The following is an 18,502-nucleotide window of genomic DNA, read 5'->3' on the forward strand; positions in this document are numbered from 1 at the left end:
TCGTCGTCCATCCCGTCGCTCCTTCACTGTAGAAGGAGCCGTCAAATCTGAAAGTGCGAAAGATTCTTTACGTTATCCTCGAAAGCCGTAGGTCAGTTTGTTGTACCGAGTGTGCAGCACCGCGAGTGAGATCACGGTTCAACCCGATCGCGACATTCAGGAAGAAAGCTTCCAGTCTTCTCATTGTAGAAATTCGAAAATGCTCCCGGCGAAGAAAGCCGACCGGCGAGCGAGGAATGAACGCGCCGGCCACAACCGCGACCCGGCACCCCGGATACACCTCAGGTCCCGGGCGCCGTCAAGCGGGATCCTGTCAAGATCAGGCCTCCTCGAGCACGTTCGCCAGGTACGCCTCGGGTGTGGTGGCGCGCTTGCCGGTCAGGATGCTGCGCAGCGCCCCGCGGCGCGCGGGCGCTGCGTCCTTTGCGACCAGCTCAGCGATCCGCTCGACGAAGCGGGCGGCATCCTCGGTCCGCTCGCCGTTCTGCCAGACCAGGAGCTCTTCCTCGGACGTGGAGATCGGGCCATTCGCGCATCTCCAGGTCCACGGGATGCCGGATACGCACTGCGCGCCTTGGTAGAACGCCTCACGGCCGCAGCGTCAATTTCGTGACGACCTTGATGTCCGCGTTGCAGCCAGCCAGCCTGGCGATCTTGTCCCTGGCATCTTCGAGCGCGGTCCGGGGACTCGAGCCGAACCCATAGAAGTCGTTGACGCAGCCGAAATCCCGCAGCTCCAGCCCGTTGTACTCGACGACGACCCGGCTCTCATCCTCGGCGGCCAGGAAGGTCGGGACGGAAAACGTCTGAGGGCCGCCGGGAAGGCCAGTATCGGCCGAGAAGGCGACGGGGCCGAGCGGCACCAGCGGTCCGGTGTGGTCGGTCGTGTGCATGTCGGACATCGCGGGCTCCATTCTCGAGGCTGAGGCAGCCTCCAGACTGCCTTTTTCGCAATTCAGGATAGCGTTGGATTTTCTTTTTCGCAACGGGTTTGCAGAACGTCTTGACGGAGCCTTCGCCGACTCGGCTACAGTGCCTCGTGTATTGTAGCTCGGACCATTTTGGGAGGCGGAGATGCCAGACGCGATAGAGATCGATAGTGAGAAATTCGCTGAAGCCACCCGGCACTTCCGGGAGATGGTCGCCGCGCACTCTCCATCGCGCCGCCCTTTCCAATCCTTCCGGGAAGGCGTGCTCGACACCAATGAAGGCTTCAAGCTGCGCCTCAGGGAGGAAGCTCTCTCGAAGCTGAATCCGTCATCCTGGTCGGAGGCGGACCTTGGAACGGGTCTGATCCTGGAGTGCGCCATCTCCGCGATCGAGATCGAAGGCAACAACCTGCTGAGCTGGGACGGCCGCAATGGCCCGGCCTCGACCGATCACAGGAAACTCGTCGATGCCCGCGGGAACCCGTCGGACCGGCTCGCGACGGAGACGCTCCTGTTCCGCCTCTACAAGGACCCCGATCCGGGCGAGGAACTCTTCGATGCGTTCGTCGATCATTTCGGCCGGATCTACCCGCTGATGGGCTACCTCTGGTTTCTGCGGGATGCCGAGCGCTTCGTTCCATTGCGCCCGGAAGGCCTGCAAAGCGGAATACGCCGTGCCGGGATCGACTACACGCTGGTCGGCCGATGCTCCTGGGAGAACTACGCCGGCTTCATCGACGCATTGCACGCTCTGCGCCCACGGATCGCAGCCGACCTTTCAGTCGACGACGTCACCCTCATCGACGCGCACTCCTTCGTCTGGGTGGTCGGCTACTGGCAGCCGCCGAAGTCCGGCGGTTCGAGCATGGGTCTGCGACTGACGCAGACGACCTACGCTGCCGAAAAGCTGGCAGAGCGGGTCATGAAGACGGTCTCGTACGCGAACGGTCAGACGGTGAGCAAGACCGTCAAGGAGAAGACGACCGACATGACCAAGGAGGAACTCAAGGCCCACATAGCAGAGCTGATCGAAAGCTCGGGAGCGCAGTGCCAGATCACGCATCTCCCCGTCGTCCTGCCGCCGAACGAGGGCGATCCTGATATGGCGGCATCCATCGACCGCATCCATTCGGACAAAGGCTACGTTCGCGGAAACCTGCAGATCGTCTGCTGGTTCGTGAACCGCTGGAAGAGCGACGACGACCCCGAGAACTTCCGCAGACTGATCGACCTGGTCAGGTCCAGGCGGCCGGACACCGACGCGCCTGCCGGCAAGATGGCGGACTAGGAGCAGTCCATCCCCGGCGCCTCGGAGCCAGCTTTCGCCCGCAGATCCCACGGCCGGATATTCTTCGCGATCCAGTCGTTCATCCGGTCACGGCCGCCCGGCTCGTCCAGCCGGGACATGGCATCCTCGAAGCCTTCCATGCGCTGCATGTCCGCCTCGGAGAGCATGTTCTCGTCGAGATAGGTCCGAACGGAGATGATGTGCCGCTGCGGCTGGCCGGGCGCCACGGCGGCGGCCATGCTCACGGCCGGCAGCCCGCCCTCGCCGAACGGGATCAGGAAGCTGTAGCTTCCCCAATGACGCGGGCTCTGGTCGACCGCCAACGAGAGATTGCGCACGATGTTGAGAGTCGTCCGCGTGGCTCTGCCGATGGTCTCCGGGGTCGCGAGATCCCGCTCGAGGAAGCGCGCGATCGCGTGGTGGCCCATGTTTGCATAGGTCGCGAGATAGCTCTGCCCGTCGTCACTATCGATCGAGATGACGAAGTCGGTGAGGAATGCGGATTTCTCCTCGTAGAGGCTCTCGTCGGCCCGGCCGGCCGGCGAAACCACGGTATCCTTCGCGCAGGTGATGGCCTGCGCGGAGAAGCACTTCCCGGTCTTGTCCCAGTAGACCACATGGCCATGGCGAAACAGCGGTCCGACCCGCGGCGCCATGCGCTTGAGCGTGCGGCCCGGCTTTTTCGAGAGCGCGCATTCCGCGAAGCAGTAGACCGCATCCTTGCGCTTCTGGCTGGCGCCGAACCGATCGACCTGCTTGTGGTCCGGCAGCCGCCGCAGGTATTGCGAGGCATAGCCTCGCGCCAACTTGTCGTACATTTCGCAGTTCCCATCCTCTTTGACACCTGCCGGGTGCGGTGTTCTTGCTCGCTGCCCACATATGACCCGAAATTGGCGCTTCTCGCATTGGGCAAGATCGCTGCAGGTCCGGCCTGACGCTAAGCCAGGCCCCGCAGAATTTTATCCGCCCCGGGCAGGAGCGCCAAGCTTCTCTCGATTCTCTCCCTCCATCGCGGCCCGCGCCCCATTGCGTCCTCGAACGCCTCCGCAAGATCGTCAGGACGGTCCTGAGCCAGCACCTCGATGAGAAATTCGGCCTGGCCACGATCCTTGCGGGCCTTCGCCCGGTTCGGGCCGCCGCCCCGACGATCGGCGACGATGAGTTTGTGGATGGCAAATCGCTCCGGGCGCGGCACCTGGACCAGGACGCCTGACCTGTATAGCGCAACAGCCTGCATGGGTTCAGCGATCAGGAAGTTCAAATAGTTGAGTGCCTGCGCGCTGACACCTAGCGCGGGCAGTGGCTTTACCGTTTCGTCGCCGAAGGCGGGTGTCAGGAACTCGACCATGGCCTCGCCATGGCTCTGGCGCCACTTCCAGACCTGCCGGTCGTGTATGCCCGGAACCGGGTCAAACTTGAGCTCGCCGAGAATATCCCCGGGCGACTGCTCCACCGTGTCGCCGATCGCGACCGAGAGGCGCTCGAAGCTGGCGAAATCGATATCGCCAGTTTGCGCGAGTTCCTCAACACCGAAGCGAACGCCGAGTTCGCCCTCATAGAGCGCGAACGCCGCTGTACCTATAAGCGTGCCGCCAAGCCTGAAAAAACCGCTCTTCGCGAAGGCGAGAAGCATGGATCCGGTATCCCGGTCAACTCCGACCATCCCCTCAGCGCGGAGAGTGCGCGTCATTCGTGACATCGTCTTGCGACGCGCTTCGGCTTCCGCCCTGAGATCAGCCGCGCGCGCGAGGCGCTGCCGCAGCTCAGGGGTATCCTCGCCGATGTAACGGGATTTCACCTGCCTCCCGAGGCGATACCGGTCATAGAGATAGGTTCTCCCACTGCGTCGCCGCTCCTCGAGCGACCCAATGAGCATTGAGGCTGCCTCGTCGAGATGCAGACGGAGCAGGTCCTGATAGGTGACCTGGGCGATCCTGGAATGTGAAGCGACAGGCATCGGCATCTCCCTCGATGTGCAACAAATAATTCACCGTTGCACACAGCGCAAGTGTGCAACGAACTTTTATTTGTTGCACATGTCGCTGCCCGCTCCAAGCCGAGTCGAGGCATTCCGATTTTTCTTTTCTTTTTTCGCATACCCATTATGCTTGCGGCTTCCAATCCTCGCAAGGGGGAGGGAAAGGCCCGCCGCAGCGCCGCCGCGCGCCCCCGGGCAGCGGATCAAAGGTTCACCGTACGGGGACCCGGCGTCGCGGCGGGCCGAACGAAACCGCAAGGTCGAGGAGGGACGATGCACCACTGGCTACACGTCGGGCTCCATAGCGGCCATCCGATCCTCGGGCTTCTCCACGACAGCGTGGAGGACGGCTACCTGCCGAAGGCGCTCCTGAAGATCTGGCCAGCGCTCGATGCGATCACCCGGCGCGAAGACGAGACCTACGCCGCCTATATCGAGCGCGTCGCGGCGAACCCGGCCGCGACCCGCGTGAAGATCTGCGATCTCAAGCACAACCTTACCCGGGGCGGCGGGCCCGGCCCCAGCCTCGAGAAGCGCTACCGCACCGCGCTCGCGCGCCTCGAGCCGCTCCTGCATTCCAAGGACACCTCTCTCTGATGCTCGATATTCTCACCCAAGACGGGATGCGCCCCTTCCTGATGGCCGGTTTCCTCGTGGTCTTCTTTCTCGTTCTCGAGGTAATCCTGATGTTCGTCGGCCTCTCCGGGTTCACGGATGCCGACGGCCCTGATTTCGACGGGATGGATGCCGATGCCGATTTCTCCGGCATGACCGCGGCCGAGATTGCCGCCGACGTGGATGTCTCGCCGGATGTGGCTGCGAAAATCGAATCGGCAATTGCCTTCCTGGAGGCCGACACAGACGTCGATGTCGCGGACGGCCCGCAGGCCGGCGGCGGCACCTCCACGCTCGGTACCGTGCTCGACCTGTTGGGCCTGCGCGCCCTGCCCTTCTCCGCCTCGCTCGCGATCTTCTGTGCGATCTTCGCGAGTGCAGGTATCGCGGGACAGGCGGCCGCTCACGGCATCTTCGGCTTCATGCTCCCCGGCTTCCTGGCCGTTCCGGCCGGGATCGTCGTGGCCGCGATCCTCACCCGGCGGTTCACCCGCTTCATTGCCCGGCTCATCCCGCGCGACGAGAGCTACGCGGTTTCGGAGCGCAGTCTCGGCCGGCGCAAAGGCACCGTAACCGTCGGCACCGCCGCCGCGGGATCGCCCGCCCAGGTCCGCGTCACCGATCGCTACGGCAACGCCCAGTACATCATGGCCGAGCCGCTCGGCGCAGCGGACGTCATCGAGCAGGGTTCAGAGGTCCTCGTCGTCCGCCTGCCGCGCGGCGGCCTGAGGCTCGTCGATCTCAGCTGACCCTTCTCACCCGCGGGGCGTCTCTTCAGGTCCCGCCCACCCCTTCAAACCGCTTTGCGACAAAGAAAGAGGCATACATGCAGTCACTTCTCCTCACCACCGCGGTCCCCGCGCTCCTGGGCTTCGCGGCCCTCGGCGTGACCGGCTTCGCCTTCGCGCGGATGTACAAGCGCTCGACCCGCGAGGTCAGCCTGGTCAAGACCGGCACCGGCGGGCGCAAGGTCATCATCGACGGCGGCACCATGGTCATCCCCGTGTTGCACGAGATCACGAAGATCAACATGCGCACCACGCGCCTCGAGGTCCGGCGCAATGGCGAGTCCGCCCTGATCACCAAGGACCGGATGCGTGTCGACGTCGGTGTCGAGTTCTACGTGACCGTCGAGGCCACCGAGGAAGGCATCGCCAAGGCCGCCCAGACGCTGGGTGACCGCACCTTCGACGAGCGCGCACTGCGCGAGATGATCGAGGGCAAGCTGGTCGATGGCCTGCGCGCCGTGGCCGCCAAGATGGACCTGGATGATCTGCACGAGAACCGGTCGAACTTCGTCCAGCAGGTGCAGCAGACCGTCGTCGAGGACCTGAAAAAGAACGGCCTGGCGCTGGAGTCGGTCTCGCTGACCGCGCTGGACCAGACGCCCCTCGAGGGTCTCGACGAGAACAATGTCTTCAACGCCGAAGGCATGAAGGTCCTGGCCGAGCGCATCGCCGAAAGCCGCAAGCGCCGCGCCGAGATCGAGGCTGACGCCGAGGTTGCCGTCGCGCGCCACGAGCAGGAGGCCGAGGTCCAGAAGTATGGCGTCGAGCGCGCCCAGGAAGAGGCCCGCGTCGAGCAGCGCGTGAAGATGGAAGAGCTCGCCGCCCGCGAAGCCTCCGAGAAGGCTCGCAAGAAGGAAGAGGCCGAGCGCGCCGCCGAAGAGGCCCGGATCCAGCGCCAGCAGGCGATCGAGATCGCCGAGCAGGAGCGTCAGATCGCCATCGCCCAGAAAAGCCAGGCCGAGTCCGAGGCGCGCGCCGAAGCCGACCGTGCCAAGGCCGAGGCCATCAAGGCGACCGAGTCCATCGAGACCGAGCGCCGGCTGGCGGAAGGTGAGCGCCAGAAGCGCCTGACCATCCTGGCCGCCGAGGAAGAGGCCGAGCGCAACGCGACCTCGATCCGCGTTTCCGCCGCGGCAGAGCGTCAGGCCGCCGAGGACCGCGCCTCTGCCATGCGCGAGCTGGCACAGGCCGAGGCCGACCAGATCACCATCAAGGCCGCGGCGACGAAGGAAGAAAAGCTGGCCGACGCCGAAGGGACCCGCGCGCTGATCGATGCCGAGAACTCGCTGTCGGCCGAGATCATCGACTTCCGCCTCGCCAAGGCCCGGCTGGACGCCCTGCCGGGCATCGTCGCCGAGATGGTCAAGCCGGCCGAGAAGATCGGCGGCATCACCATCCACAAGGTGGACGGGCTGAACGGCGGCAGCGGCCGCGGCACCCTGGCGGACGGCAACACCGCAGGCGGCAACGGCCTCGTGAACCAGGCCTTCGACGAGATCCGCCGGAACGCCTTCGAACTGCCGGCGCTCAATGCGATCGGCAAGTCGGTCGGGCTCAACATGGACACCGGCCTGGCCGGGATCATGGAAAGCGAGTTCTCGACCGAGAAGCTGGGCGACGCCGTAGCCGCGCCTTTGCCCGAGGACAAGGCCGGCTTCTCCGCGGACGAAATCGCCGCTCTCGGCCCGGTCGCTTCGGGCGAGCGCGCGGATGTTCCGGGCGATGCCGTAGCGCCGGTGAAGAAGCGCACCGTCAGCAAGAAGCCAGCCAGCAAGAAACCGACGCCCGCGAGCTGAGCCCGGGCGGCGGAACGAACCGCGCTGTGAACCAACAGGGGCTCCGGACAGCATCCGGGGCCCTCTTCCATCAATAGGGAACCCAAACATGTTCAAGTGGACCGGAGGCGTGTTCGGCCTCCTTGGCATCGCGCTCTTCGCCTGCCTGCTGCTCGGCAAGGCCTCCGGGCGGATGGTCGTGACGTTCCGCTCGATGACCTTCGCGGATGGCAACGTCTATGACATCGAGGCGGTCGCGGTTGATGGGAAGAGCGCGGAGACGGCGGTCGCGAGCGACGTCCATCGACGGTATGTCGCGCGCTATGCGCCGATCCTGGCGGCAACGTTCATCAGCGGCTTCGCCCAGGCGCTTGCCCAGCCGAGCCAGACTGTCGTCGGCTCGGGAGACAGCATGCAGATCGTGACGGATGGCTCCACGACGGAGAATGCGCTCGCATCCGGCCTGGCCGCCGCGAGTGCCGCCGTTGCCAGCGATATCGCGAGCACCGCGCCAAAAGGACCGAAGATCATCCTGCAGGCCGGTTGGCCCATCGGGATCCTGATCACCGATCGCGTTCTGATCGATACCCCTGTTCGCGAGGATGCGGACAGCGGGATCACGACCGGCGCGCCGACGCCGGGCATGCCGTCTCGCCTGCCCCGGGCGATGCAGCTCGGTTCATCGGGTCAGTAGGAAAAGCGGAGCGTCGAGAAGAACGATGACCAAGGCAAAGGCGAAGATCGATGCGCTGGACAAGGGCGGGCTGCTGCTCGCCGCGTCGGAGCTGCATCCCGATGTGGCCGCGCGCAAGGAAGCTCTTTCCGACAGCGGGGCCGCGGACACGGCGGCCGGCTCCCTCGAGGACCTGGCATCGAAGATCGATGCGCTCGGGAGCATGACCGACCTGTTCACCGATGATGCTCCTCCGCTCGAGGCGCCGGCTCCCGAAGCCCCGCAAGGCGCCGCCAGCCCGGGCCTCGCGGCGATGGACGAGGCCGATGAGGAGGTTGCCGATTTCGATGCGCCCCTCGAGGATGATGACGCCGTCGTTCCGACCGAAGATGCCCTGACCGACCTCGAGGGCGAGGAAGGCCCCGAGGTGGCGGTCGAGGAAAGCGAGGACGCGACCCTGCCCGTGGACGACCTGCCGGGGTTCGATGGGCTGGACGAGGGTGAGGCGGCGGTCAATGCCGAGATCTCCGATCGCATCATCGAGTTCCAGGATGAGCCGCAAGGGCAGGACGAGGACCTGTATCACGACGAGAGAGAGGCTGCCGGGGAGGCTGGAGCCGAGGCCCCCGGCGAAGCCGGCATGCCGGCGGCAAAGACGCCGTTCGACGAGGTGCCATACGACGCGGACGCTTCGGACACCGAGGCCGCTGGGGCCGGCTGGTCCGGCGATGTCTTCGAGGACCAGGACGATGATCAGGACGAACTGGTCGGCTGGGAAGGCTGGAACGAAACGGAAGACCTCACCGGGGCTGAAGCGGTCGAGGAGGCCGGCTCGCGCGTGCCGCTTGCGCCGGAGGCTGTCGACGAGGACTTCTGGACTCCCGATGCACCGGCGGTCCCGGAGGCCACGGCGCAGGACCTTCACGATATCGATGCGACGATCCCTGTGGAAACCTGGGAGCCGGCCGTTCCCGACACGTCGATGGCCGACGATATTGATCCGGGCGAAGATATGGTGACGGACGAGGGCGAGCTGCCGGAGTTCTTCGCCCCCGACGAGATTTCCGAAGGAGATGGCGAGGTGCAGAACGTCGTGGACGAGCCCGCGGAAGAGAGCTTCATCGATCTGAGCGACGACATGTCCGAGGAGAGCGAGCCCGCCGGGCATTCGGCCGACGCGCATCCCGAAACGGCAGAGGCGCCGGTGGCGGGCGGCAGGAAGTCGAAGCTTGGCCTCCTGGCCGCTTCGGTTGCCGCGACCGCCCTGATCGTCGGCGCGGGTTTGGTCTACGCCCCCTCGCTCATCACGGCATCGATCGACTCGCCCGCCCCGGCGCAGCCGCAGGCCCCGGCCCCGGACGCGCCCGGTGAGCCGGCAAACGAAACCGCCGTGGCCGGCGCGGGCGGGATCGATGCGCTTCCGCCGATCGATGATGCTTCGATCTTTCCCGAGGGGGTGGATCCCGCGGGGAGCATCGAGGCCACGGACGAAGCAGCACGCGAGCAGGCAAGCCCGGCGCTTGTCGATCCGGACTTCCGGGGAGAGGATCGCCTGGAGTCGATCGCGCGCGGCCTCGAAAGCGGGAACATCGAAGAGCTGTCGGACCTGATGCTGCCGGCGGAAGTCCCGGCGGAGGAGCCCGCGGACGCACCGGCGGCCGAGCCCGCGCCCGTCATCGAGCTGGAAGAGACGCTTGCCGAGTACGCGAAGGCGGCGGATATCGACGCCGTTCGCGAGGAGTTCGGGGCCCTTCAGGGGTTCATGGACGAGATGCGCGCGGCTCTCGAGGAGAAGGATGGCGAGATCGAGCGTCTTGACGGCGTTCTGGCGGAGACGAGCGCGCAGGCGGCGCGGGCCGAGCAGCTGGCCCTGGCGCAGAACGAGATCCTGGTGAAGGTGATCCGGGTGCAGGACAAGGTGGACAGGGCCGAGACGCTCATCGTCGATCTCAGTCGCCGCGTGGCCGCGCTCGAGACCACGGATCCTGCCGACCGCGTTGCGGTGGAGCGCAGCCTCAAGACCCTCGACAGTCACGTCAAGAACCTGACCCGGGATATCGGTCTGATCGCCCGCGTTGCGATAAACGGCTCACCTCTCGGAGTGCCGTCGGAGCCGAAGGCCGAGCCTGCCGCCGAGGGCGGCGACCCGGTCTTCGCCGAGGGCGGTTCGGTCGACGCGATGCCGGCCAGCACGTCGATCGAGGTTCCGGACGATGTTGCCAAGGGCGATTTTGTCGAGGGTTTCGGCTATGTCCTGGACATCTTCCCGACGACAGATGGCTCGACCATGGTCGTCATGGAGAACGGTACGGTCCTGAAGTGATGGCGGGGCCGGGCGGGCGCAGCCCTCCCGGCCCTGCCCTCACGGGCATGAAGGGAGGTTGTCGTGGTCGATCTGCTTCAGATCATCGAGAATGTCGTGGGCATGCTGCCCTCGCTCAGGACGCTCTTCATGCTCGTCAGCATGCTGATGGGCGTGCTCTTCGTCATCCTATCGCTCCAGGGCCTGTCGCGACGCAATGACATGGGGCGGGGTGCGGGCTCCTGGGCGGCGCCGATCACCACTTTCGGCATCGGGGTGAGCTTCCTTGCGCTTCCGGGCCTCATCGACACGCTCACGCGGACCTTCTTTGCGCAGGGCACGCCGGACGCGTCGCGGATTTTCGAGTACGCGCCCACGACCCTGGGCCTGCTCGAGGGTGGCCCGGGCCGGGCGATGATCCAGGGCATCGTGTCGATCGTCATGTTCGTGGGCGTCATCGCGGTGATGCGCGGTCTCTACCTGCTGAACCAGACCGCGCAGGGCGGCGGCGGGCCGAAGACGTTCGGCCCGGGGCTGACGTTCGTGATCGCGGGGGTCATGGCCGTCAACTTCCCGCTCTTCGTGGGCATGATGGAGCGCCTGGTCTCCGGCTGACCTGATCGCGCCGCTCCCGCGGCGCTATCGCCGCATCAGGGATTCGAGATACTCCCGATCGGGAACCATGTCGCGGACATACTCTTCGAGGTAGAAGGCCTGCCGCGCGGTGAGAACTGCCATGCAGTGGGCATGTGCAGCTTCCGCGCCGCGGGAATAGTCCATCTGGTGGTATCCGCAGGCCGCGTCCCGGAAGTCGAGCCAGGCGCGCTGCATTTCCAGGAGGGCGGCCTCCTGCCCGCTCGTTGCGGCGCGCGGGTTCTCGAGAGTGCGGACCTCTTCCAGGCCTTCCAGGGTTTCGTACTGAAGGTTCAGGCGCTCGTCCCAGTAGCGGGCGATTCTACCGATACAGCCGCTGCCGGAATCCGCGCCACGGTTGCTGGCAGCCTTCTGGCAGGCGTCAACCGGCCAGTGGATGCAGGCTTCGAGCTCGACCATGCTGTTCGCGGCGTTGGCGCACTGATCGATCGCGCGGATATCGATATCCGAGGCGGCCGCAGGGGCGGCAGTGACGATCGGTGCTGCGGAGAGAGCCAGGATGGCGAGGGTCGTGCGAAGCATGGGAACTCCAAAGGCGGGAAGGAAGAACGGGTGCGTTGAACTGCAGCCCCTTTCGGGACCGGGATCCTGATGACCCGGCAAGTATGGCAGGGGTATGGCGGAGAGACAATTTATTTCCGTTTTTCGCGGAGCGATCCGGAGGGTCGCGGGTGGACGTCCTGGCCTGCGGGCGCCTCGACCCGGAGTGAAAACCCGTCCCGGCGCTTCTTCATCCCCGCGCATGCGGGGAACACTGCGCCGGAGCTCCTGGCGGAATGGCGTGAGGCGGTTCATCCCTGCGCATGCAGGGGACACAGGACGACACGGCGCTCGTCGCCGGAATACAGCGGTTTATCCTCGCTTGTGCGGGAAGCGCTGCCACATCTGACATGCGGATCTATAACCGCTCGTGGACCCTTTCTATAAGATGCCATGAAACGCCGTAATAGATCCGACGCACTTGAGAGCGCTCCCTACAAATCACCTTCACCCGGGCGATTGCATCTAGCGGAGCCATAATAGTATTGACAGTTGTATAGAACGCCATTCACGTGAGCCTTGTATTGCGTGGATAGCAGACCCTTGTTGTAACTTGAAATTCGGACTGATCGTTCAGAGACTCCAAAATATTCAGCCGTCTCAGTCCTGACAAGTTCTGGAGAAGCGCTCGCGTTCTGAGCGCCTGAAACTACCGGAGCACAACCTGAAGCCCCAATAATCATGAACAGAAGTGCTCCCCTAAGCATTTATCCTCCAAGAAAGTTTTCTTTACCAACATTAACACAAAAGCAAACGGCAAGCTGCCTTGTCAACCCGGTTTGCAACAGCCAACTTTCCCGCCCCCAGGCCTGTTCAGCTGGCGAGGCAGGTGGGCCTGAGTCTGGTTCGTTAGTTGAGGCCGGTTCGGCACCATCTCCAGCCGCGGCCCAAGGGCCGACTTCAGGGCCTGCTTCTGACCGGACAGCGCCCGATCCGCAGCGGCGCGCGCCAGCCGGCGATTGCGGAGCATGAAGGCCACGCCATGCTCCTCGCAAGCCACCCGCGCATAGCGCTGCTCCGTGCGCCGCGCCCCGAGCTTGTGCCAGTGCTCCCGCACGTTCACGACCTTGGTGTGAACCTTGCCGACCCGGACGATTTGCTTCTTGAGCCGATTTGGCAGCGGCAACCGCTCCGCGACGCGCCCCTCGGCGCGCGCCGCCCGGTTTTTCGCTGCCTGCTGCGCCTTCAGCGCCTCGAACTTGCGCGACAGCACCTTCTGCTCCCGGCGAAGTGTGCCGAGTGCCTCGGTCAGTGCCCGCGGCGGATCGAGCCGACGGCCATCCGAGAACGTCACCGGAACGGTTTTCGTATGCATCCATGTTGAACTGATCATGTTCGTCGCTGCGGTCAGCAGAACAGAGCACCTGCATCTTTTCATCGGCTTTGCACCGCGAAGAAAGCCAATGAACATTGTACCTTGTGGATTTAAAGTATCCGAAGTACTATCCATAATTCTATACTATTTTTCAGTATATGGGGCGTATAATGAGTACAAAGTACCCCTCCGCACGTACACTCATGGGCTTTATCGGCATCGTCGGATGGTTGGGTGTGGGCCTCGGGGTCATCCTGCTGCTGTCCGGGCTTTCGAGGCAAGGCCCAGTTGGCCCAGGTTTGATGGTGGGCGGAGCGACCCTTGCCTTCTCCAGCCTTTTCTTCGTCGTGATAGGAAGCATGGCCAGCGCGGTTCTCGATACGGCTGACGAGGCCGCCCGCGCAACAAGGCTATTGCACGCGATCGCGGCCGACAGGGGAATAGATCTGACAACTGCCGCGGCACTGGGTGCCGCGAACGGCGCGCCCGCGCCCAAGCCCGCGATGAACGGCGAGGCGCAACTCGCCGACGCGCGATCCTCCAGCCAGGTATCGCCCGGCAAGTACGAATACCTTGGAGAAACGATAGTCAAGCAGGGCAACCGCTATGTCTCGTGCGGGGTCGAACACCGAACTCTCGGCAAGGCCAAGGAGGCGATCAAGGCCCGGAAGAACGGTTAAGGCATAACGAAATGGGCCCGTCATTCCAATGGATAACCCGTCGATCGCGCGTCGCCTGGGTAGATCCCCGGCACGCTGTCAAAATCGACCAAAAGCGCGGTGGATCCCGAGGAATGGTCCTGAATGCCGGGAACCCAGACCGGCGCTCGGACGGGCCCATCCCCGCGCATGCGGGAGACACGCCCGGACGGGCGTGGTAGAGGGCGTGGTAGCCGGTTCATCCCCGCATATGCGGGAGAAGTTTCTCGGCGGTGAAAGGCTCACCGTCGGACCACGGTCCATCCCCGCGGGCGCGGGCGGGGCGCATGGTATCATTCTAGATATGCTGATTGTTTTTCGCAAACCGAATTCCCGAGGGATTGCCTTGCGCGCAGTGGATACCCGGTCTCGATGTGCGCGGGCCCGGCCGCCCTCCTCCCGCGCATGCGGGAGGCACCCTGGCCGCGCGCCCCGAGCCGGCACTGCTCCGCTGTTCATCCCCGCGCGTGCGGGAGACACCTGCGGTCCGAGCTGGAGCAGCAGCTGGTGGTCGGGCCATCCCCGCGCATGCGGGAGACACAGCCGCGACCCGGGATCGCGTGAGTATCCGAGCGGTTCATCCCCGCGCTTGCGGGAGACACTCTTCCTTCAAGATATTGTAGGCGCTGAAGAATCCTGGCGCAATCCCGGCTACCAAAACGTTCCGGCCGTTCCAGAGAATTCCCGGAATGCCGGAAGGATCGTGTCCCTTCGCCGGCACCACGAGAAAGGGCCCCCAGTCGGGGGCCCTTTTCTGTTTCAGACGAAGAAGACCTCGATGATAGTGAAGATCAGGGCGATTGGGGCCAGGAACTTGATGATCTTCCAGGTCAGGATCCCGGCCCGGACGACATCTTCCTCATCGGTGGGGCGGGCAAGCTCCTCGACAACTTTCTTCACGGACATGATCAGGCTCCTTGGGTAGTGGGTCGAGGGTCGAGGGTCGAGGGTCGAGGGTCAGGGAGCATGTGGGCGCAGACCTTGTCAAGGATGCCGCGGGACGGGATCGGCGTTCGGACTGGGGCCATTCCCGCGCAAGCGGGAGACACTCTGACGGCACGAAACGCGCCCGGCGGTTGATCGGTTCATCCCCGCACATGCGGGAGACACCTGCGGTCCGAGCTGGAGCAGCAGCTGGTGGTCGGGCCATCCCCGCGCATGCGGGGCACTCAGGTCCCGCGTTTTCAGAGAAACTTCGAGATATCGTCCTCCTTGCTCCAGTTCCGGGACGACTGCATCTCCATCTCGGCGCCGGCTGCAGCCGCCTCGCGGGCCTCCTGCGCGCGGCGGCGCTTCTCGCGCATTTCCTGCTCGATCAGGCGATCCTCCGGAACCCAGTTGCCGCCCTCTTCGAGCTGTCCGCCATCGGGTCCGGCGTCCCGGTCGAACTCGGGCTTCGGCGGGTTGAGGATGCGCTCATGTCCGCGCAGGCGCACCATCGCGCGAGTGGCACCAACGTAGAGCGCGTTCCACTCCTCGAGAGCCAGCGTCACGTCCTTTTCGGATTTCTTTTTCGCACCTCGGTGCCGGCCGCGCATCGCGCCGATGTCCTTCCAGTCGTCACCGAGCACGACGGCCGGCCACTCCATGCCCTTGGAGCGGTGCGCGGTGCACACGGCCACCTCGGCCTTGGCGGGATCCTTCACCCGGTTCGAGGCCAGCTCCTCGATCTGCGGCACGATGTTGTCCTCCACGATCCCGACGAGCCGGGCGAGGTTGGCATCCCCTTCCTCGGCTTCCATCTGCATTTCGTCCCAGCTGGTGAACTGGACGAGGTCGGGGGATTTGACGTCGCGCAGCCGGCCATCGAACAGCGCCTGTGCCGAACGCACATCGCGCACCAGGCCGTCCATGTTGTCGACGTAGGGCGTCTTGCCCTTGCGCACGAGCGACAGCGCCTGGTCGATGACGCCGGCATTGGTCCGGCAGACGAACGCGAGCCTGGCCCCGACATGCCTGGTGATGTCGCCGCTCCCTGCACCGGTGAGACGTTGCTCCGGACCGCCATCCGGGCGGCTGGCGAGAATGCCGCGCGCGATCTCGGCCAGGTCCTCCCCGAAACGGAAGGACTGGGTGAGATAGAGCTCCTTGCCCTCCATCAGCCCAAGAGCGTTCTCGGCGCCGCGCCACGAATAGATCTGCTGGTAGGGATCACCCACCGCGATGACGGGCAGGCTGGTCTTGAGAATGATCGAGCGCTGGACCGGGTTGAGATCCTGCGCCTCGTCGACCATCAGGTAGCGGAACATGGAGAAGGCCTGGCCGCGAAGGTTCGCATCGAGATCGATGTACTTGAGGTACATGTCGTGCGAGAAGGACCCTTGGCTGGTCATCTCCAGCCAGAAGGCTTCGGCCGCCTGGTAGGTCACGCCGGAAAGCCGCTCGACAGCTTCGCGTGCGGCCTCGCGCACCTCGCGATTGCGGATGCGGCCCGGATCACCGACCGCGGAGATGATCGCCTCGACGCCGTGGTGATGTCCGAACTCTTCATCCGCCGACGATGAGAAGGCGCGCACCGCGCGCAGCACGGCCATGGCCAGCCGGTACTGGTTCCATCCCGCCACCTTAGGAATGCTGAACCTGTCCATCACGCCGCTTTCGCGCACGGTGCTCGGGCTGTGGTTCGCCGGGCTGCCGATGTACTCCCGCATCGCACCGAAGGCGAGCGAGTGGGTGGTAGACGCCGAGCAGTTCGTCAGCGCCAGCTTCTTGCGGGCCTCTTCCGCGTTCTGTGTGTTGAAGACCAGGTAGACGCCGCGCTCCGGCTTTCTTTTCGCAACCAACTTGAGCGTCGAGGTCTTGCCGGCGCCCGCGAACGCGAGGACCTTCAGGATCTCGCCTGGCTTGAGGTCTGCGCCGGCATCCTCGATCGCTGCCTGCTCTGCTGTGGGCTTCATGGAAGATCCTCGAAAATTCTTGCCTCGCAACTATATTCGCATAAATGAGAAAACACCACCAGGTCTTCGGGTCCTGGCCGCGAACGGAGCGCAGACCGGGTTGTGTTGCTTCGGGGGACCAGGTTTCCCCGGGCATCTACATGTTTCGCCGGATCGGAAAGTGAATTCCGTTCTATTTTTCACAGTCACGCTTAAATCAGACTGAGCAATAGTACCGTACCTCAAGGGGGAGGCTGGCATGTCCAGGGCTCGCGCAAAACACTTTCTGACTATCACGACGGCGGCGATCTGCGCCCTCGCAGTACCGGCCATCGCCGAGGATGGCCGCAGCACGACCGCAAGCTCCGGCAGCATGTTCGACGGTATGGATGCGCCGAACTTCAGCCAGGAGGCCATCGGCGGCTCCAGCGCCGGGGACAACCTCGGCGACCACACCGCGACCCTGAACCTCGATATGAAGGGCTTCGGGATCTACAACCTGAAGGACATGGACACGTCGACGCCGCGCCCCGACCAGGCCGCGAACAAGAAATATGTCGACGATGCCGTGACCGGAGCGCGGGACAATCTCGGCAACCACATCGCGACCCAGACCCTGGACATGAACGGCTTCCAGGTCCGGATCACGCAGGACCCTTCGGGCAGCAACGACGCGACGCGCAAGGCCTATGTCGACGCGCAGGTGGCCGCGGCCAAGGACAACCTCGGCAATCACACGGCGACTGCCGATCTCGACATGAACGGCAACAACATCGTCATCGTTGCGCCGCCGTCGGATCCGAACCATGCCGCGAACAAGGCCTATGTCGACACCGAGGTTTCCTCGGCGGCAGGCGATGACCTCGGCAACCACATCGCGACGCGCAACCTGAACCTCTCCGGATTTGCGATCACGAACCTCTCGGATCCGACCGGGGGACAGCAGGCCGCGAACAAGCGGTACGTGGACAATGCCGTTCAGGGCGCGGCTGACGCGATCACGGACCTTGAGGCGGTGTCGATCAACAGCGGCACTGGCCTGGATGGCGGCGGGGACCTGTCGCAAAGCCGGACCCTGCGCGCCCGTATCCGCGCCTGCAACAGCCGCGACCATGTCCGGCTCGAAGAGGCTCTGAGCCGCGCCTATGGCGCGCTCGCCACCGCATCTGCCGCGACCGACGAGGCCCGTCGGCTGGAAAAGAAGATTCGGGCGGCACGCCGCCAGCAAGCTTGAAGGAATCCAGATGGACGTTCACGACGAAGCCGAGTTCGACCGGCTCTACGCCAAGACCTCTCGTCAGGCTGGCGTGATCGAGAACCTGAAGATCGCGCTGCATGCGGCAATCGTTGCCCCCAAAGGCGTTGTGCCCGCCGAGGCAGAGCCCTTCTACAATCCCGCCCGTACACGGCAGGAACCGGCCCCCTCCCCTGCCCCGCAGGCCCCGCGGAAGGCGGGAGACGTGCTCTGGCACACGGACATGGAGAACTGCCCGAACGCGGTCGATATCGTCGTCAAGATGAGCGACGGCACGTTCCAGCACCATGACGCCGAGGACAACGACATCCAGTGGTCGAAACACTACCCGCTGCCGGAGGGTCGCAAGATCGGCTCCTGGCCGGTGGCGTGGGCCGTGCTCGTTTAGGAGATCCAGAATGCCGAGCAAGAACCGGAAGACCGCGCTGAGCGTGAACCAGGACTTCTGCCTGCGCCGCCTGGCAGAAACGAACCAATGCTCCTGGGCGATCTGCAAGGCCGCTATCTCGGCCCGCCTGAACTCGCGACGCGAAGCCAGGATGGAATGGGCCGATGCACCGTTGCGGGCCTTGCGAGAAAAGCGGCTGGCGGAGCATGTGGTCGGTGAACGCTCCGGGCACGGCCGCCGCGTACACAGGATCACGCCGCTTGGCAGAGATGTTCTTGTAGGCGCGACCTCCCGCTCCTGATCGGCAAGCTTGTTCGGCCCTGGTGCAGGCCGGCAACGCGATAAAGTTTTGGTAGTGTCCAGAATCTTTCGCACATTTTCTCAGGCGACGGCTCCGTGGGTTGAGGTTTGCTCCGCGTAGAGCGGGG

The 18,502-nt window shown here is 64.6% G+C and carries 18 protein-coding genes; 11 read left to right on the top strand and 7 right to left on the bottom strand.

Annotated elements, in window-relative coordinates; genetic code table 11:
- Positions 1 to 587: 587 nt before the first annotated feature.
- Complete coding sequence (locus GE300_RS20950) at positions 588 to 902, bottom strand: hypothetical protein (protein WP_154449453.1); 315 nt, start codon at positions 900 to 902, stop codon at positions 588 to 590.
- 172 nt (positions 903 to 1,074) lie between these two features.
- Here GE300_RS20950 and GE300_RS20955 point away from each other — a divergent pair, with 172 nt between their 5' ends.
- Positions 1,075 to 2,217: a hypothetical protein gene (locus GE300_RS20955; protein ID WP_154449455.1), complete on the top strand. Its 1,143-nt coding sequence runs from the start codon at positions 1,075 to 1,077 to the stop codon at positions 2,215 to 2,217.
- Here GE300_RS20955 and GE300_RS20960 read toward each other — a convergent pair.
- Together GE300_RS20960 and GE300_RS20965 are read right to left on the bottom strand one after the other, a co-directional pair.
- Positions 2,214 to 3,035, bottom strand: a complete 822-nt coding sequence (locus GE300_RS20960) for a hypothetical protein (protein ID WP_154449457.1) — start codon at positions 3,033 to 3,035, stop codon at positions 2,214 to 2,216. The two genes, GE300_RS20955 and GE300_RS20960, sit on opposite strands and share 4 nt — an antisense overlap.
- A gap of 119 nt (positions 3,036 to 3,154) precedes the next feature.
- Positions 3,155 to 4,174 carry a nucleotidyltransferase family protein gene (locus tag GE300_RS20965; protein WP_154449459.1) on the bottom strand — a complete coding sequence of 340 codons (1,020 nt, stop codon included), beginning with the start codon at positions 4,172 to 4,174 and terminating at the stop codon, positions 3,155 to 3,157.
- Positions 4,175 to 4,468: 294 nt separating this feature from the next.
- On the opposite strand from GE300_RS20965, the gene GE300_RS20970 reads away from it, so the two are divergent.
- From GE300_RS20970 to GE300_RS20995, 6 genes are all read left to right on the top strand, one after another.
- Positions 4,469 to 4,792, top strand: a complete 324-nt coding sequence (locus GE300_RS20970; protein ID WP_154449461.1) for a guanosine-3',5'-bis(diphosphate) 3'-pyrophosphohydrolase — start codon at positions 4,469 to 4,471, stop codon at positions 4,790 to 4,792.
- Complete coding sequence (locus GE300_RS20975) at positions 4,792 to 5,559, top strand: OB-fold-containig protein (protein ID WP_154449463.1); 768 nt, start codon at positions 4,792 to 4,794, stop codon at positions 5,557 to 5,559. Before GE300_RS20970 ends, GE300_RS20975 begins: the two co-directional genes overlap by 1 nt.
- Positions 5,560 to 5,636: 77 nt before the next feature.
- Complete coding sequence (locus tag GE300_RS20980; RefSeq protein WP_154449465.1) at positions 5,637 to 7,394, top strand: flotillin family protein; 1,758 nt, start codon at positions 5,637 to 5,639, stop codon at positions 7,392 to 7,394.
- Between the two features lie 88 nt (positions 7,395 to 7,482).
- Entirely contained in the window at positions 7,483 to 8,067 is a 585-nt protein-coding gene (locus tag GE300_RS20985) for a TrbI/VirB10 family protein (protein ID WP_154449467.1), read from the top strand.
- Between the two features lie 25 nt (positions 8,068 to 8,092).
- The gene (locus GE300_RS20990; protein WP_154449469.1) at positions 8,093 to 10,369 is read left to right on the top strand and encodes a hypothetical protein; all 2,277 of its coding nucleotides are present in this window, start codon (positions 8,093 to 8,095) and stop codon (positions 10,367 to 10,369) included.
- Between the two features lie 63 nt (positions 10,370 to 10,432).
- On the top strand, positions 10,433 to 10,963 hold the full coding sequence (locus GE300_RS20995) for a hypothetical protein (protein ID WP_154449471.1): 531 nt from the start codon (positions 10,433 to 10,435) through the stop codon (positions 10,961 to 10,963).
- A gap of 24 nt (positions 10,964 to 10,987) precedes the next feature.
- Here the strand turns inward: GE300_RS20995 and GE300_RS21000 are convergent, their stop codons facing one another.
- Complete coding sequence (locus GE300_RS21000) at positions 10,988 to 11,524, bottom strand: lysozyme inhibitor LprI family protein (RefSeq protein ID WP_233417267.1); 537 nt, start codon at positions 11,522 to 11,524, stop codon at positions 10,988 to 10,990.
- A 787-nt stretch (positions 11,525 to 12,311) separates the two neighbouring features.
- Complete coding sequence (locus GE300_RS21005) at positions 12,312 to 12,875, bottom strand: hypothetical protein (RefSeq protein WP_154449473.1); 564 nt, start codon at positions 12,873 to 12,875, stop codon at positions 12,312 to 12,314.
- 185 nt (positions 12,876 to 13,060) lie between these two features.
- Between GE300_RS21005 and GE300_RS21010 the strand changes: the two genes are divergently transcribed.
- Positions 13,061 to 13,537: a hypothetical protein gene (locus GE300_RS21010; protein ID WP_154449475.1), complete on the top strand. Its 477-nt coding sequence runs from the start codon at positions 13,061 to 13,063 to the stop codon at positions 13,535 to 13,537.
- Positions 13,538 to 14,314: 777 nt separating this feature from the next.
- Here GE300_RS21010 and GE300_RS21015 read toward each other — a convergent pair.
- Positions 14,315 to 14,461 carry a hypothetical protein gene (locus GE300_RS21015; RefSeq protein ID WP_154449477.1) on the bottom strand — a complete coding sequence of 49 codons (147 nt, stop codon included), beginning with the start codon at positions 14,459 to 14,461 and terminating at the stop codon, positions 14,315 to 14,317.
- Positions 14,462 to 14,739: 278 nt separating this feature from the next.
- Positions 14,740 to 16,452, bottom strand: a complete 1,713-nt coding sequence (locus tag GE300_RS21020) for a UvrD-helicase domain-containing protein (protein ID WP_154449479.1) — start codon at positions 16,450 to 16,452, stop codon at positions 14,740 to 14,742.
- 238 nt (positions 16,453 to 16,690) lie between these two features.
- Here GE300_RS21020 and GE300_RS21025 point away from each other — a divergent pair, with 238 nt between their 5' ends.
- From GE300_RS21025 to GE300_RS21035, 3 genes are read left to right on the top strand one after another with little or no spacing between them, the layout of a single operon-like run.
- Entirely contained in the window at positions 16,691 to 17,665 is a 975-nt protein-coding gene (locus GE300_RS21025) for a hypothetical protein (RefSeq protein WP_154449481.1), read from the top strand.
- Positions 17,666 to 17,675: 10 nt separating this feature from the next.
- Positions 17,676 to 18,074, top strand: coding sequence for a hypothetical protein (locus GE300_RS21030; protein ID WP_154449483.1), 399 nt, complete (start codon positions 17,676 to 17,678; stop codon positions 18,072 to 18,074).
- A gap of 10 nt (positions 18,075 to 18,084) precedes the next feature.
- The gene (locus GE300_RS21035; RefSeq protein WP_154449485.1) at positions 18,085 to 18,375 is read left to right on the top strand and encodes a hypothetical protein; all 291 of its coding nucleotides are present in this window, start codon (positions 18,085 to 18,087) and stop codon (positions 18,373 to 18,375) included.
- The last annotated feature ends 127 nt before the right edge of the window (positions 18,376 to 18,502 follow it).

The sequence above is a fragment of the Halovulum marinum genome (assembly GCF_009697225.1).
Classification (GTDB): Bacteria; Pseudomonadota; Alphaproteobacteria; order Rhodobacterales; family Rhodobacteraceae; genus Halovulum; species Halovulum marinum.

Coding starts and splice junctions, on each gene's coding strand:
- GE300_RS20950 (WP_154449453.1), bottom strand. CDS start 902: ATGTCCGACATGCACACGACCGACCACACCGGACCGCTGGTGCCGCTC.
- GE300_RS20980 (WP_154449465.1), top strand. CDS start 5,637: ATGCAGTCACTTCTCCTCACCACCGCGGTCCCCGCGCTCCTGGGCTTC.
- GE300_RS21000 (WP_233417267.1), bottom strand. CDS start 11,524: ATGCTTCGCACGACCCTCGCCATCCTGGCTCTCTCCGCAGCACCGATC.
- GE300_RS21035 (WP_154449485.1), top strand. CDS start 18,085: ATGCCGAGCAAGAACCGGAAGACCGCGCTGAGCGTGAACCAGGACTTC.
- GE300_RS20960 (WP_154449457.1), bottom strand. CDS start 3,035: ATGTACGACAAGTTGGCGCGAGGCTATGCCTCGCAATACCTGCGGCGG.
- GE300_RS20970 (WP_154449461.1), top strand. CDS start 4,469: ATGCACCACTGGCTACACGTCGGGCTCCATAGCGGCCATCCGATCCTC.
- GE300_RS20975 (WP_154449463.1), top strand. CDS start 4,792: ATGCTCGATATTCTCACCCAAGACGGGATGCGCCCCTTCCTGATGGCC.
- GE300_RS21015 (WP_154449477.1), bottom strand. CDS start 14,461: ATGTCCGTGAAGAAAGTTGTCGAGGAGCTTGCCCGCCCCACCGATGAG.
- GE300_RS21005 (WP_154449473.1), bottom strand. CDS start 12,875: ATGATCAGTTCAACATGGATGCATACGAAAACCGTTCCGGTGACGTTC.
- GE300_RS21025 (WP_154449481.1), top strand. CDS start 16,691: ATGTCCAGGGCTCGCGCAAAACACTTTCTGACTATCACGACGGCGGCG.
- GE300_RS20985 (WP_154449467.1), top strand. CDS start 7,483: ATGTTCAAGTGGACCGGAGGCGTGTTCGGCCTCCTTGGCATCGCGCTC.
- GE300_RS21020 (WP_154449479.1), bottom strand. CDS start 16,452: ATGAAGCCCACAGCAGAGCAGGCAGCGATCGAGGATGCCGGCGCAGAC.
- GE300_RS21030 (WP_154449483.1), top strand. CDS start 17,676: ATGGACGTTCACGACGAAGCCGAGTTCGACCGGCTCTACGCCAAGACC.
- GE300_RS20955 (WP_154449455.1), top strand. CDS start 1,075: ATGCCAGACGCGATAGAGATCGATAGTGAGAAATTCGCTGAAGCCACC.
- GE300_RS20990 (WP_154449469.1), top strand. CDS start 8,093: ATGACCAAGGCAAAGGCGAAGATCGATGCGCTGGACAAGGGCGGGCTG.
- GE300_RS21010 (WP_154449475.1), top strand. CDS start 13,061: ATGGGCTTTATCGGCATCGTCGGATGGTTGGGTGTGGGCCTCGGGGTC.
- GE300_RS20965 (WP_154449459.1), bottom strand. CDS start 4,174: ATGCCTGTCGCTTCACATTCCAGGATCGCCCAGGTCACCTATCAGGAC.